The following is a 14400-nucleotide window of genomic DNA, read 5'->3' as shown; positions in this document are numbered from 1 at the left end:
GTTGCAACTGCAATCACTTCAATGGGCACAGCTGCGGTAGTATTAGATACATCTGGTACTGAGGCTAAGTTTGCTTTTGAAGGTACGATTGAGCCCTTGTGTAAAACAAGCAGCGGTAACAACAATAATGTGACAAGCCTGAAGTTAGACGCTTCACAGCAAACACAAGAAATCGGTACGCTTGATGTTTGGTGTAATACAGGCGAAAACGCAACAACGGAATATACGTCAACAAATGGTGGTTTTCTAGTTGCTAGTAATACTCAGGGGAGTAAAATTGCTTATACACTCAACATCGGTGATACAGCTGGTATCGACTTAGAATCGGGTACATACAAGCACACTAAAGCAACTGGAGCCGGTACAGGCGACACAGGTGAAACACAAGCGACATCACTTAAAATTACCCCTCAGTCAAACGGTCTAAACGATTCGGGTACTTATTCCGATACAATTACGGTCACAGTCAGCCCTAACTAATCTTCAATTTATGCTGCCTAAATGGTATAAAGATCAAATCTTTTATATGGTGAGTGCTTTTTAACACTGTTACGCGTACTACCGCTTCAATCTAAAAAGTGTCCTATTTTCAACGCTGCTTTGTTAATATTTCTTGTTACAATCTAAACCCTTCTTGGGTATATTCGCTTTCTGTAGAGGTGTAATCTTAATTAAATCTGAAACGGGTGTATTCAATAAGGAAATGGAAAATGAGATCATTAAAGACCTGTTTTGTTGGTGTCACTCTGAGTGTATTACTCGGTTGCTCTGATAGAGCTCAACAAGCCGACTCAAACTTTGTTCCTCAAAATACCCAACAAACCTTTTCAAGTAAAAACAGCCCTATTGTATTTATAGACGAAGCTCACAATAATTTTTTAACAACAAATGGGCGGTTAAGGCCTTTTGCGCAAGTTCTTGAGAGTGATGGATATACTGTTCGACCTAATCAGGAGCGTTTTTCTGCAAAGAGTCTGCATCGCGCTGATATACTAGTGATTGCGAATGCGCTAGATAAAAATAGAAAAGACTGGGCCCCGCCATTTTCTGATGCACTGACTGACGAAGAAGTATCCATTGTTAAAATATGGGTACAACAAGGAGGCTCACTTTTTTTAATTGCAGATCATACTCCGTTTCCTAAAATGATTGAAAATCTAGCTGGTCAATTTGGTTTTAAATTTAGTCATGGCCATGTGAATAATGCGATGTTTTACGCTCATGACAAAACGCTCGGTGATCATATAATTACCGCTAAAGTTACTCAGAGTGAACAACTTCGTTATTTGCCGACCGGTGTCACTGAAACGGTAAAAAGTACGATTCAACCTAATCGCATAGAGCGGGTGAGAACATTTGGTGGTTCAGCTTTTAAAGCACCACCTGAGGCGACATCACTTTTAACTTTTGGTGAAGGGGCTTTTTCTATTGTCCCTGACATACCTTTTCAAGTAAACGCGGATACGCCTAGAGTGTCTATGGACGGGTGGAGTCAAGGTGCTGTATTAGAGATTGGGAAAGGTCGAGTAGCTGTATTTGCTGAGGGAATGATGTTTTCGTCTCAGTTAGATACTGAATCAGGAAGAACATTTGGTTTAGCATCTAAAGGCGCTGAACAAAATGAAATGTTTTTATTAAATTTGATGGCTTGGCTTGCTGGTGTGATTTAAAGGTGCAGCAAATACTATTTAATAAGCTATTTTATCTTTTTCAAGAGGTGTTGATGCAATGCTGCGTCTGTTGGGCACGTTAGCAATGATTTTTTATGGACCTTAATATACCTGCTCATAACTTTCTGATTTTGTTATCAGAAAGTAGCTTGTGTGTTTTAAAATAGACCCCTAATATAGACTGAGTATGCAGGATAGCTTACAAAAGTTCAAATAGCACATTAGCGTTTGATACAGCGTACGCCATAAAAGAAAAATTCCCGTAGCATAAACAATATAATTCTAGGCACACAGGGCAAGTATCGCCTTTGTTTAGCATATAATTATGCGTTGCAAGCTAGGTGCCGATTGAATACCAAATTATGAACTTGTAAGGAGAGTATAAAGTGAATTGGGCGTCTTTTGGTGCATTTCTAAAAAGTGTTTTTATACCGCTTGTTACGGTTGCAACAGCGACGATGGTTGCTTTTTTGAATTCTTCAATTTCACAGGTAGACCACGAGCTGAAGCAGCGGATTGCCGCTGTAGATATTGCGATTAAGGAAGCGCGTGATGAACGTGAAAAAATAGATGCCGAGCGTGAGTTTAATTTTAAAATTTATGACCTCGTGCAACAATCTCTAGAAGAAAAAAATGAACGCAAGCAAGAAGTCGCAAAACAGTTTGTGCTAGTTATGGTCGATGGCGAGTTAAGGCGTCGTCTGTTGGGCGTTTTAGAGGAAGGTGGCACCCCAACAATTAAACAAGAAGCTGCAAACATAATTGTACAAGAAAAAGAGTTTCAACGTTATGAAAACAGTAACTTAAGAACCAATAGAAATGTTAAGCCCTCTTTTGATTGGGAGGATTGGGATTATGATATTTTTTGGTGTACGTCATCTGGAACTCATGCGAAAGAACAAGCTAATTTTATAAAACAAGAACTTGAGCGAGAAGGAGCGAAAGGTCGAATTAGAGTTCGAGAATTGTACCCTTCAGTCAATTCACGCACTGGGTATAAAGTATCAGGCTACGCAATTAGGCGAAGTGAAAATGAAACGACACAGGCTAATGCTTTAGAAAAGCTTGCGGAAACAGTGCTATCAGAAAAAGGCTATCCGGCAGTATTCAAACAGCAACTCACTAGCCAGAATACTAGGTGGTATATCAGTGCTTTCATATGCCCGTGACAGGTTAATGTATTTAGATTGTCAATGCTTTACACTTGTTTTGTCGTAGGAAATTTAGAGCCTATTGTAAGGCGTACTTTTATTTGTCGTTTGATTATAAAAATAGTGTGGTATTGGCAAACAGTGAGTGACGACAAAAGTGCGATGGTAAATCTACGTATGGTCAATTCCCCCTTGTTTAAAGAGTGAAAATGCGTGGCCAGCCACTTAAAATTGATGCGTGTTCTTGGTCATGAAAACACCAAGAACACTTTACTAATGAAAGTTAAGGGCTTCAGTTAAGAAGCTCCGTTTTTAAGGTTACCTGAGGCTTCAATAAGGCATATACTCAGGAGGTAAGGGAAATGCAAAGCGCCCTTCTACTGGGTAATGATCAGACAAATCCCAGCTTTTCCAGTGTTGGCTATCGATACTGCGCGGTGTCAGCATTTTATTTTCTGATGCGTAAGGTGTCAGGTGGCCATTGCTATACAGCACGTAATCTAAATATTCATTGAATTTATCGTCTGCATATATATTAACTGGGCCTGCGTAAGAGTAAGGATAAGCGCCAGTGGCTTCTGGCTCTGTTGCATCTAATAATGCAAGGAAAGCCAAGTGCTCTTGTGGATAGTTGATTTTATCTACGTTAAAGTCACCCGCCATTATCACAGGCTCTTCATACGGAATGTGTTTGCTGTCAATGAAGCGCTTTAACTGTGCCAGTTGTTCAAAACGAACCGTTACATCTTGCTCACTGGTATAAGCGTGAGTATGGGTGCCAAAAATATGGAAAGCATTGCTGCCTTTTCTTATTTTTGCATAGTTCATTCCCTTACCTGCCAAGCAGCCATCAGCTCGGCAAGCGTTATAAACAACGGCATCTTGGGTTTCAATGGGCCAGCGGCTGGCGATGAATGAACCACCTGTCAAAATCTTACCTACTTTCCATGGGATTTCGGTCATGTACGGATAGGTTTTTGCCACATTTGCTCTGAACTTAGCCGTCAAGATAGGGTCAAAAACTTCTTGAAATACAACTACATCGTAATTATCCATATACTGAGCTATGGTATCGAGCCGGTCGCCTGTATTTTTAGAGGCCAGTGGGGGTAATAATGCCCATGTGTTGTAAGTCAGTACATTTAATTCGTTTGAATACTCAGATTTTTCAGACTTGGCGAATTGGTTATGAATGACGTAGTGAATGTCATCTCCAGAGGCTCTGGCTGAAGATGATTTAAACGCCAAAGTTTGTTGTTGACCGTCAATCGAGACATAGTGAATATCGCGATCATCGTACCATGGGTCATTTTGAGCACTGAGCCACATGTTACTGAATGTCATGGTACCGAGCAGTTTCTGCTTTAGGTAAACCGGTTGTTCAGTACCATTAACCCTTGTTGTAAAAACATACTCTTTCCCCCACTTAATACCTTGGTCTCTGTTAAAGCGTAAGAATTTAACCGTGGCTAAAGGGGGAACTTCCGTTGCCAATTGTTGCCACTGGTCACCATGGCGAATATTGTTATGCCCCGTTTGCTGGGTATTGAGTGTGAGGGGGGCCATGGTGTTATTGGTTAAATACATATAGCTTTCTGCCAACGCTTGACCGGATAATAAGCCTGACAAAATACCTACGATGATTAAACCGAGTGCTCTGCACTGTTTAAGGGGGATCATGTATAGTTCCTTTTTTAATTGTTAGGTTTGTAGCTCTACTTCTTGCAGGGGTGACTTATATATTTTTGATTTTTAAAATCATAAAAAGGTTTTGCAGTAATAAAATAGAGCTTCATCGGAGGAAAGTAAACTATAACAGTTACATTATTATTACATTTCGGTGGTTTGTCGCGTGCATCCGTTATAAAGGGATAATTAACCAAGTTTACCAAACTTACTCATGACAGCATCATAACAACAAGGCTAAAAGTATCTTTGCTAAATTATTAACAAGTGTTTTAATGTTCCTTATAGCGGACGTCCCTAGTTTTGCTCTCATATATCTAATTTGCTACACATGTTCAGGAGGGGGCTTTCATTTCATTCGTCTAACTAGCACAAAGGAGCGTCAGGCTTATGGGTAAGTGGATATTGACTTTGATTCAATTTTTCCCGCTATCTATTTTTGCCACTTTTGCATTCTGGTATGGTCCACCCTCTGACGATCGTTGGCTTGACGCGTTCCAGCTAGGTGCCTTATTAGGCTTGCTTCAACTTCTCATTTTATTGCCTCAGAATAGTCCACTAAACCGTTTGGTTTTAGCCGGCAATATTTACTTGATGTTGGGTGGTTTAGCCGTTTGCTTCGAGCAATGGTGGTATTTACAACTTTACGGCTTATTACGCGAGTCAGCTATTATTATACTCATGGTTATTGTTGGCAGCTTAACAACCTTTGCGTCTTCTTCGGGGTTTATTGCTGTTAAAGGGAGTGCGCGTAAATTTTCTATTTATTTACTGTTAGCGTCTATTTCAATGATCCCACTAGCCATTATTTTTGCGGGTAATCGTACTTATGCGGCAGTGTTACCGATTATATTTTTGGCAATTCTACAACGCTATTTGTCGCACATTGCGCAAAAAGTATGTGAGATAAAAAGTGCGAACTAACGCCCAGGAGCCTTAATTTAGTTGGTGGCTACTAACGCAGTAATGGGCTATTTTGCATTCATTAGAGAACAACTTACTCTCCTTAACTAAATTGGTTAAATTCGTTTTTCTTAGGTGGTTGTTAAGCGAAATAGTTGGGCAACTATATTTTTTACTGCAAGCTTTAATGTTCCTAGCATTTTTTGATAAGGTATAAAAATAACCCGTAAGACACTTTTTGCTCTATCTTTTTTGTGCCTCACTTAACAGCCAATGTAACTTATAATGCGCCAATAGTAAGGGCATTTCTTTTGCGCCCATCATTGTATCCTTGTCGAACTGAATATAAAGAGGTTACAAATGCTGCTCTTTTCCTTTTACATGTGCTCTGATATTTTGCAGCAAGAAACATGTGTTTTAATGGAGGTAAAAGTAAATGAGAGGTGGCGTGTGGGTTGAGTAAATATTAAGTTTGGGTTAATTTTGTTGATATAACTAAAAGGAGATAGTAAATGAAATTAAAATTTAACAAGAAACCGCTCAAGTGCTTATCAACAAATACTAACCGTTTATCAATTGGTAATACCCCGCTGATTGCAGGTGGTACAGGACAAAATACCGGTAATACAGCTTGCTGTGATCAAGAGTCTAATCAAAACCAGTGTGGCCCCACGATTCCAATTGTTTTAACCGCTTATACAGCGTGTGACTGCCCAACAGCATTAAATGTATGTGGTCCGAACTAGATATTTTGTAAGCACTTACACTTTATATAAGTGCTAACATAATAATTAAGGGGAGACTCTGTATGAGTCTACTTTTTTTGTTTTTGCTCATGTTGCCATGCCCATGTAGGCGATTTTACCAGTAAGTTTAGCCTGTAACCCCAAGTCGGCGCACGCCATAGCCTATTTATAAGTGTGAGATAACCCGAGAAAAACACTTTCAGTGGGTTAACGCTGTTTAACCTCGGATAAACCCCATAGGTTACGGGTTCATTTTCTTGTGCGAATGTGCCAAACATTTTGTCCCAAATGATAAATATACCGGCATAGTTTTTATCAAGATATTGTTTATTGGTCGCATGATGCACTCTGTGATGTGAGGGGGTATTAAAAATTGCTTCTATAGGACGAGGCAGTTTTTTTATCGTCTCGGTATGCAATAAGGTTTGAAACACTTGTACGACTATTTCGGCTAAAAATATTATAAATGGGTGAAAGCCCAACAGAGCCAAAGGTAAGTGAAAAAACAGTGGAAAAAACCAGTCCAGTGGACCATGGCGATAGGCTACCGAAATATTAAAATGCGGCGAACTGTGGTGCACAGTGTGCGTAGCCCAGCCAAAACCGTTTTTATGTAAAAAGCGGTGCTCCCAATAATAAGCGAGATCAGCAATTACAATACAACAAAGTATGCTCCAACCATTTAGTGGTAGGTCAGTAATACGAAAGTGATTGTAAGTATATAAAAATATGCCCGCATAAGTGGCTGCGACAACAGCGACGATGAGGATAAACATGCCCAATGTAACAAAGTTGGCCACACTGTCCCCGAAAAAATTTTTAGTGAACTGCTTTTTCACCACGTAGCGCAGACATTCAACAATAAATAAGCCGATGGCGATAACGAAAAACCAATCATCAATCCAAGCCTCTAGGCTCCATACTTCGTTTGGTGTAAATAGTTGTGTTAAAAGTTCCATGCTCCGCTCCTAGTTGTACGACACGAACACTTGCGTTGATGTTGTTTTGCCAGATAGATCTAAAGCATGTACTTCAAGTACATATGCTACTTTTTTACTATAGTCTATTTCTTTCCAAGCGTTAGCCAATTGAATTTCAGTATATTTTTTTGCGGGTAATAACTCATTGTAGTGGCTTGTGTTAACTGTGTAGTTTTTATCAAACTGGCTTAAGTTATTTATGTCATAACCGATGACTACGTCAGCTTGTTGATAGTTATTTGAAAACGCTGAATATAAAACATAGACTTTTTTAGGCGTGGTTTTAAGGGCTTGGTGCAATGTACTTTTTTGATTAAATCGTTGCCACAGTTGCCCAATATTAATCAATTGGATGTGTTTATGTACGCCGGCAATACGAATCGTGTCTGGCGTGATTTTATCGTTTTCGTTATCAATAGGGGTTACTTTATTGCGCTCTATGGTGTGTGTGACAGGACTTATGTTGAGTTCTTGGGCAGCTACATTATTTCCCTGAAATAACGCAAGTCCCCAAAAAGCAGCAACAATAATAACACTCGTAATAATTGCATTAGATAGATTCATACCACACACCAACAGAAATAAGATAGGGTGTAATTTACGTCAAATCACAATAAATTGTCAATGTGAAAATTTACTGTTTATGCATTAATTGTGAGCAAAGTAATACAGATGCTTGTTTGAACTTATAAATCTCATCAAGCAAGCCTAACGGTAATAAAGATTCAGCCATGAGATAGTTAGCGTAAATACCATAAGCAATAAGCTCTACTTGATCTGACTCAGCATGAGGGTGTTGCGCTTTAAATTCATGAATTAGGTGCTGAATGAACTCCTGCATAATGTGCTGTTGGTGGACTTTGATAGGGGCAAGCCTTTTTGCTTCGGAAAATAAAGCCTCACCAATGATTGTGGTATTGATACTTTCTTTACTACGAGAAGAAAACAGCGAATCTATGAGAGCTTCAGCTCTGTTTGATGATGGTAGCCATGTTAATAACTCCTGCCATTGCTGAGTATATTTATCTCGCCACCGTTCACTTAACAAACAAATTATGTCGTCACGATTACCAATGTAATGCCTTAAAATAGTGCGTTTCATTTTGGCTGTCTCAGCAATGTTTTCTAGTGACGTTGCTTGAATACCTTTTTCTAAAATACAAACCTCAAGTGCATCGAGTATTTCTTCTCGACGTTGTCCTGCTACGCTCGGCCTTGCCATTGTTCTCTCCCATTACATTTATATCTCTACTATAACGATCCTCTTTTAAATTGTCATGTTGACAATTTAAAAGAGAGTAAGGTAAGCTGTAAATTGTCTGGTTGACAATTTATGATTCAATATGTCGAGGTAATCATCTATATGAATAGAATCACTCAGCTAATGGTGCCGCTATCACTCATGTTATTTATTGGGTGTGACGCAAGTGAACAAACAAAAATAGTGTCAGTAGCTCAAACAATGAATACTTCTCCAAGTATTGTTGCCCCCCCTTTGGCAAGGTCTGAATTTATTGGTTTTGAGTCAGCACCGGTTAGACCAATCGCGAAAACAGCGGATGGTAAGCGTTTATTGGTCGCGAATACATCTAATAATAGCCTCGAGATATTTACTGTATCTGTTGATGGGGCGCTTACCCATCAACAATCGCTTACAGTTGGTTTAGAGCCTGTTTCAGTCGCTGTGATGCAAAACCAAGCATGGGTAGTGAACCATCTTTCAGACTCTGTGAGTGTGGTTGACCTTAGTCGAACCGTTGCACAAGTCACACGGACGTTACTGGTAGGAGATGAGCCCAGAGATATCGTGTTTGCGAATAATAAAGCATTTATCACCACAGCACATCGTGGTCAGCAAAGGCTGTACCCAGCGTTAAAAAATATTGATGGAGCAGGTGATCCTGCATTGCATCAAGCGGGACAAGGGCGCGCTGATATTTGGGTCTTTAACGTAAATGATTTAGGGAAAACACTGGGTGGGAAACCGATAAAGATAGTGTCCCTGTTTGGAGATACGCTACGTGGCTTGGCGGTTACACCAGATCAAAAAATGATTTATGCAGGAGTGCTGAATTCGGGTAATCAAACTGCGGCTGTCCATGAATCTGTGATGTGTGCTGGTTACGAAGATGATGAATATGGAGCTTACCCTTGCCAAGTATTGGATGGGTTAACCAGTCCCAACGGATTAGAGGACGGTTATTTACCTGGTGGAAGAACGGCGCCGGGCATTAATAAAGACGGGGTTGCTCAGCCTTGGACCAGTATGATTGTCAAATATGATAACCGCACAAAGCAGTGGTTAGATAGTAAAGGTCGAAACTTTTCAAATGGCATTCGTTTCAACTTACCAGACCTAGATGTGTTCGCAATTGATACTGTCTCCTTAAGCCAGCGTGCTGCGTATAAACATGTGGGAACAACCTTGTTTAATTTGGCAGTAAACCCCCAATCAGGCAACGTATATGTTTCAAATACACAAGCAAATAACGCTACGCGTTTTGAAGGGGCTGGCGCATATGCTGGATCAACTGTTCAAGGGGACATTGCACGAAGTCGTATTACAGTTATTACTCCAAGTACGCAAGAAGTGCGTGCAAGGCATTTAAATCGACATATTAACTATACTGACCTTAAAGGTAATGCTTTGGTTAAGCAGCATAGCTTATCGACGCCCATGCAACTGGCGGTATCACAAGATGGGAAAACGCTTTATAGCGCTGTTATTGGTTCAAACAAAGTAGCAGTATTGCCAACTTCGCAGTTAGAAAATAACCAGTTTTGGGATAACGAAGGCAAGGAGTTTGACCCTATGGTATTGAGCCAGGGATATCTTTCCGTTGAAGGAGGCCCAGCTGGGTTACTGCTTGATGAAGCTCAAAGTGCATTGTATGTATTTACACGCTTTGATAATAGTTTGGTTAGTATTGATTTAAATAGTAAGCGTGAAAAGCAACGGTTATATATGCCGACCTTAGAGCCACAAGATTTTAGTGCGGGCCGAGCAATGTTGTATGACGCCAACCGCTCATCATCAAATGGAGAGTCTTCGTGTGCAAGCTGCCATATTTTTGGTGATACCGATCATTTGAGTTGGAATTTAGGCAATCCTGATGCCTCAAATGGTAAAAATCCGCAACCATTTCCGACTCAAAACATATCAGAGCTAGGGTGTTCGCTCGTTGGACCAGCTGATGAAAGCTGTCAATTACTCGATGTTATTAATGGCAATGGGGATTTACAGTCGTTTGCAGCGATGAAAGGCCCAATGGGAACACAACCCCTTCGAGGGATGCGTAATCACGGACATATGCATTGGCGGGGAGACCGTTCAGTGGGTTACTTCGGTGAGGATAGTAAACAAACGCTCGACGAAAAAAGCTCATTTAAGAACTTTATTGTCGCATTTGAAGGCTTACTCGGGTTAGATATTAGCTTGCCAGAGTCAGTAAATACGACTGAAAAATCGCCAGACGTGATTGCGCTTGAGAAAGATATAGATACATTTGCTGATTTTATGCTGCGAGTGGCATTACCACCGAATCCGATCCGCAATTTAGACAATACGCTGTCTTTGTCGGCCCAAAAAGGCGCTGGTTTTTTTCATGGTTCTCGACGGTCTGATGGTGCAGCAGAAGACACCTCTGTTAATGGTAAAAGTACAGATGGGGTAAATTGTCAAGGGTGTCATGGCGTTGATCATGCACAAGGCTTTTATGGGACTCGCGGTGAGGTGGCTCACGGTGGCGAGATTCAAATATTGAAAGTGCCTCAGCTTAGAAATCTATACACCCGTGTTGGCATGTTTGGGCTGCCTGATAGAGAGGGGTTTTTACCATCACATACGAAAGAACATCAAGGTGATCAAATTCGAGGCTTTGGTTTTTTACATGATGGGGCAACAGATCAACTCGGAAACTTTTTAAAAGGCGCGGTTTTTGATAATGGCGAAAAAGGGTGCTTACCGGGAACAAATGAGCGTCATGGTTGTCATTTCAATTTTGGAAAAGTGGGGATCCCTGATGCCTCAACGCGTCAAGGTTTGGTGGATTATATGATGGAATTTGACAATGATTTGGCTCCCATAGTCGGCCAACAAATTACCCTATCGGCGCTGTCAGGAGCAGGTGTGCTCAACCGTATTACGCTATTAGAACAACGCGCGAAAACGCCGTTTATTTCTAAAATTTTAGGGGGGAAGGTGACAGAGTGTGACTTGATTGCATTAGGAACTATTAACAATCGTAAGCGAGGCTACTTATTTGAGAGTAAAACGCAAACATACCGGTCAGACTCGGCATATGAACAGCCGTTATCATCGATACAAATACGTTTATTGGCAAGGGAAGAGAACAATAACTTGACCTATACTTGTACTGTGCCAGGCAAAGGGTGGCAGTCAGCGCTAGATTATGATTTAGATGGCATTTTAAATGCCGATGAGGAGAAATAGTATGTGGCCTACATTACCATGGAGTTATTGGTTAGGATTTGCGCTAATACTATGGCTGTTATTCGATTTGATCCGTGGCGAGGCGTATATTTGGCAGGCATATCGTAGAGAGAGTGAGCCAGGGATGTATTGGTTTACCATGCTTGTATGGGCTGTGGTGGCCGCAAGCTGCTTTATATTTCCTTATTGGCCTTATGATTAGGTCTGTTGTAAAGGTGTTGTTATGAATACACAAAATGGTTTACCGCTTGATGCTTATATTTCACCACAGTTTTTTGCGTTAGAGCAGCAGCATATTTTTTCAACTACATGGGCTTTTGCTGGGTTAGTTGAAGACTTAAACGTTGAAGGTGATTATCTGACAGTGCAAGCAGGGTTGAATAATATTTTGGTGATTAAAGGTAAAAGCGAGCAGCTTTTGGCTTTTCATAATATGTGTCGCCACAAAGGCACCCGGCTCCGTGACGGAAAAGGCAAAGCAAGCAATAAACTTGTTTGCCCTTATCATGATTGGACCTATGATTTAGAAGGGAAGCTATTATCGCTGCCTAAAGCAAGCAGGGAGTTTCCGGCCTTAGATAAAAGTTGTTATGGCTTAAAGAAAGCGAATGTGGGCATTTGGCGAGGGATGATTTGGGTCCACCCAGATCCCAACTCCCAATCAATTGAGCAATGGTTTTCGCCAATAGCACCTTATTTAGGGCCTCATAAAGTTGAGACATTAATTGAACCTGAAGACAGTATTATCATTGAAGATATAGAAGCGAATTGGAAGGTTGTTGTTGAAAATTATATTGATCACTATCATTTAGCTCACCTTCATGTTGGCACATTGAATATGTATGATCATAAACGTGCCGAGTTTGGTTTTATTGGGCCGCACTTTCGGTTTTGGGAACCATTAACAAAAGAGTATCAATAAGACATCAAGCAAAACTCGCCTTACCCACTTATTTACGATACGAAGATAGAGAAACTAGGCACTTGGGTGCCGATGCTATTTCCTGGTATCGGGTTAGCTGAGTCTGAGTCCTCATGGTCTGTTTTTCAGATAGTCCCAGTCGCTGTCGATCGTAGCAAAGTGATCATTCGCACAAAAATGAAGAATGGTTCTGCATTAGAATTTATGAAGCAAAGTATTCGCTCAGCAAGTTACTGGAACAAAAAGGTTAAAGCGAAAGACTCTGGGTATGATGATAAGCATGGGCTTGGATCTGCGAACTTTTTGCAAGAAGATATTTATGTGTGTGAACAATTGCAGAAATCTTTTTCTAGCCCGTTTTTTGAGTTTGGGCCAAGCGCAGAATACGGAGAGTGCCCTGTGAGAGAACATAAAAAGCTTGTGTGGGAGTGGATTAAATCGCACTGGCGATGATTATCTTTTAAGGCAGGTTGTTGTTATCTTTGATGTAATTGACACGCAATTTCATGTCATATCGATTACAATGAAAAAATAAGGCATTTTGCAGCGCTAAGAGAGCAAATATATGCACAGAGGAGTTGTAAAGACACTGACAGCCGTGATGGTGTTGTTTTGGGTCGCGTCTTGTCAGTCAACGTTAGATCTTCAGTCTGCGAACGAAATTAAAAAGCTGACTAAACAAGTTAGTCAAGACCCAAATGATATCGTGGCGATAGTGCAAGGAGTAAAGCGCTCTCAGCAAGCAATTAGTCAAGATACAGCCAAAGTGCAGCAATTACTTGCTAATTTAGACACAATCATTGAGCAGGTGTGGGGTGAGGGAAATAAAGAATTGCCCAGTAATACCCGCTATGTGAAGTATTCAAATGACTATAAAGCCCGTGCTATTGTGGATTTTGATACAGGGTGGGTCAAAATTGAAACCATTGCCACCAAAAAAATCAGTGAAAAACTCTCACAGGCGGTATTTGAAACACTATTAACTTCTGATGACCCTAGTCAAACGGATATTTTTTCTAGCCAATCCCCTAAGGTTGCAGGTGAACCTTTTTTATATCCCCAAGTGCGAGACCAAGATGGTCAGTTAGTCCGTTTCGAATGGCGGGCTCGGCGGTATGCTGATTATTTAGTTGCCAATAAGCTGAAAACGACGTTTGAAGGGGATAAAAAGATATCTTATGTAGGGTTTAACTTAGTGCGTGACCACAAACACTTGCGTCACTTAAAGTACAGTGAATATGTGTTAGCGTCAGCTAAAAAATACAACATAGCCCCAGCACTCATTTACGCGGTGATTGAGACTGAAAGCTCTTTTAACCCTTATGCCGTGAGTCATGCAAATGCCTATGGGCTGATGCAGGTCATTCCCGCAACAGCAGGTCGAGATGTGTATAAAATAGAGAAAAAACGCACGGGGCAGCCTACAAAGTCAGTGCTTATGAACCCCAAACAAAACATTGATATTGGTACTGCGTATTTGAAAATATTAAACACACGTTATCTTGTGGGAGTAAGTCATCAACAAAGCAGAGAGTATACCATTATTTCTGCCTATAACGGGGGGGCGGGTAATGTGTTTAAAACCTATCATTCGAACCGTACAACAGCAGTACAAAAAATTAATGCACAGTCTCCGTCTAGTGTGTATAAACGCCTTCGTCACCAGCATCCACGTGATGAATCGCGCCGTTACTTAGAAAAGGTGACCAAAGCCAAGGAAAAGTATTTATAGACGGTCACACTGCCGTTAAGGGTAGGACTTATGGCGTAAATAGTATGACAATAAACAAATATTAAGGCCTTTGAAACTAAAGTCTCATAGGCCTTATAGCGGGGCTTAATTTATGCTGTACACTGAATAGGCGTTAATAGTTGTGCCTTTTATAACT

General features: G+C 40.7%; 12 protein-coding genes and 1 pseudogene. 9 read left to right on the top strand and 4 right to left on the bottom strand.

Annotated elements, in window-relative coordinates:
- From J8L97_RS20760 to J8L97_RS20750, 3 genes are all read left to right on the top strand, one after another.
- On the top strand, positions 1 to 480 hold a 480-nt coding region (locus J8L97_RS20760), incomplete at its 5' end, for a hypothetical protein (protein WP_247688756.1).
- A gap of 230 nt (positions 481 to 710) precedes the next feature.
- Positions 711 to 1670 (top strand): DUF4350 domain-containing protein, encoded by a 960-nt coding sequence (locus tag J8L97_RS20755; RefSeq protein ID WP_211052527.1) that lies wholly within the window; start codon positions 711 to 713, stop codon positions 1668 to 1670.
- A 386-nt stretch (positions 1671 to 2056) separates the two neighbouring features.
- Positions 2057 to 2839, top strand: coding sequence for a hypothetical protein (locus J8L97_RS20750; RefSeq protein WP_211052526.1), 783 nt, complete (start codon positions 2057 to 2059; stop codon positions 2837 to 2839).
- A 312-nt stretch (positions 2840 to 3151) separates the two neighbouring features.
- Here the strand turns inward: J8L97_RS20750 and J8L97_RS20745 are convergent, their stop codons facing one another.
- Positions 3152 to 4501, bottom strand: a complete 1350-nt coding sequence (locus tag J8L97_RS20745) for a sphingomyelin phosphodiesterase (RefSeq protein WP_211052525.1) — start codon at positions 4499 to 4501, stop codon at positions 3152 to 3154.
- Positions 4502 to 4897: 396 nt separating this feature from the next.
- Here J8L97_RS20745 and J8L97_RS20740 point away from each other — a divergent pair, with 396 nt between their 5' ends.
- Positions 4898 to 5431 (top strand): hypothetical protein, encoded by a 534-nt coding sequence (locus J8L97_RS20740; RefSeq protein WP_211052524.1) that lies wholly within the window; start codon positions 4898 to 4900, stop codon positions 5429 to 5431.
- 491 nt (positions 5432 to 5922) lie between these two features.
- Positions 5923 to 6156, top strand: coding sequence for a hypothetical protein (locus J8L97_RS20735; RefSeq protein WP_210998004.1), 234 nt, complete (start codon positions 5923 to 5925; stop codon positions 6154 to 6156).
- 68 nt (positions 6157 to 6224) lie between these two features.
- Here J8L97_RS20735 and J8L97_RS20730 read toward each other — a convergent pair whose 3' ends face one another.
- The 3 genes from J8L97_RS20730 to J8L97_RS20720 form a co-directional block, all read right to left on the bottom strand.
- Complete coding sequence (locus J8L97_RS20730; RefSeq protein WP_211052521.1) at positions 6225 to 7115, bottom strand: sterol desaturase family protein; 891 nt, start codon at positions 7113 to 7115, stop codon at positions 6225 to 6227.
- A 9-nt stretch (positions 7116 to 7124) separates the two neighbouring features.
- A complete protein-coding gene (locus J8L97_RS20725; RefSeq protein ID WP_211052519.1) occupies positions 7125 to 7700 on the bottom strand; it encodes a hypothetical protein in 576 nt (191 codons plus the stop codon).
- Between the two features lie 70 nt (positions 7701 to 7770).
- Entirely contained in the window at positions 7771 to 8358 is a 588-nt protein-coding gene (locus tag J8L97_RS20720; protein WP_210998007.1) for a TetR/AcrR family transcriptional regulator, read from the bottom strand.
- 141 nt (positions 8359 to 8499) lie between these two features.
- Here J8L97_RS20720 and J8L97_RS20715 point away from each other — a divergent pair, with 141 nt between their 5' ends.
- The 4 genes and pseudogenes from J8L97_RS20715 (at position 8500) to J8L97_RS20695 (ending at position 14243) form a co-directional block, all read left to right on the top strand.
- On the top strand, positions 8500 to 11589 hold the full coding sequence (locus tag J8L97_RS20715; RefSeq protein WP_211052517.1) for a hypothetical protein: 3090 nt from the start codon (positions 8500 to 8502) through the stop codon (positions 11587 to 11589).
- Between the two features lies 1 nt (position 11590).
- Complete coding sequence (locus J8L97_RS20710; RefSeq protein WP_210998009.1) at positions 11591 to 11791, top strand: hypothetical protein; 201 nt, start codon at positions 11591 to 11593, stop codon at positions 11789 to 11791.
- A gap of 21 nt (positions 11792 to 11812) precedes the next feature.
- Positions 11813 to 12964 (top strand): annotated as a pseudogene (locus J8L97_RS23650) (aromatic ring-hydroxylating oxygenase subunit alpha).
- Positions 12965 to 13076: 112 nt separating this feature from the next.
- Positions 13077 to 14243 carry a murein transglycosylase domain-containing protein gene (locus J8L97_RS20695; protein WP_210998011.1) on the top strand — a complete coding sequence of 389 codons (1167 nt, stop codon included), beginning with the start codon at positions 13077 to 13079 and terminating at the stop codon, positions 14241 to 14243.
- The last annotated feature ends 157 nt before the right edge of the window (positions 14244 to 14400 follow it).

This window comes from Pseudoalteromonas sp. MMG012 (assembly GCF_018100875.1).
GTDB classification, from domain to species: Bacteria; Pseudomonadota; Gammaproteobacteria; order Enterobacterales; family Alteromonadaceae; genus Pseudoalteromonas; species Pseudoalteromonas aurantia.
This window is presented reverse-complemented; position numbering and strand designations above follow the sequence as displayed.

Bases quoted from the DNA above. Each gene is read 5' to 3' on its own strand.
- J8L97_RS20695 (WP_210998011.1), top strand. From the start codon at position 13,077: ATGCACAGAGGAGTTGTAAAGACACTGACAGCCGTGATGGTGTTGTTT.
- J8L97_RS20720 (WP_210998007.1), bottom strand. From the start codon at position 8,358: ATGGCAAGGCCGAGCGTAGCAGGACAACGTCGAGAAGAAATACTCGAT.
- J8L97_RS20715 (WP_211052517.1), top strand. From the start codon at position 8,500: ATGAATAGAATCACTCAGCTAATGGTGCCGCTATCACTCATGTTATTT.
- J8L97_RS20725 (WP_211052519.1), bottom strand. From the start codon at position 7,700: ATGAATCTATCTAATGCAATTATTACGAGTGTTATTATTGTTGCTGCT.
- J8L97_RS20740 (WP_211052524.1), top strand. From the start codon at position 4,898: ATGGGTAAGTGGATATTGACTTTGATTCAATTTTTCCCGCTATCTATT.
- J8L97_RS20710 (WP_210998009.1), top strand. From the start codon at position 11,591: ATGTGGCCTACATTACCATGGAGTTATTGGTTAGGATTTGCGCTAATA.
- J8L97_RS20755 (WP_211052527.1), top strand. From the start codon at position 711: ATGAGATCATTAAAGACCTGTTTTGTTGGTGTCACTCTGAGTGTATTA.
- J8L97_RS20735 (WP_210998004.1), top strand. From the start codon at position 5,923: ATGAAATTAAAATTTAACAAGAAACCGCTCAAGTGCTTATCAACAAAT.
- J8L97_RS20745 (WP_211052525.1), bottom strand. From the start codon at position 4,501: ATGATCCCCCTTAAACAGTGCAGAGCACTCGGTTTAATCATCGTAGGT.
- J8L97_RS20730 (WP_211052521.1), bottom strand. From the start codon at position 7,115: ATGGAACTTTTAACACAACTATTTACACCAAACGAAGTATGGAGCCTA.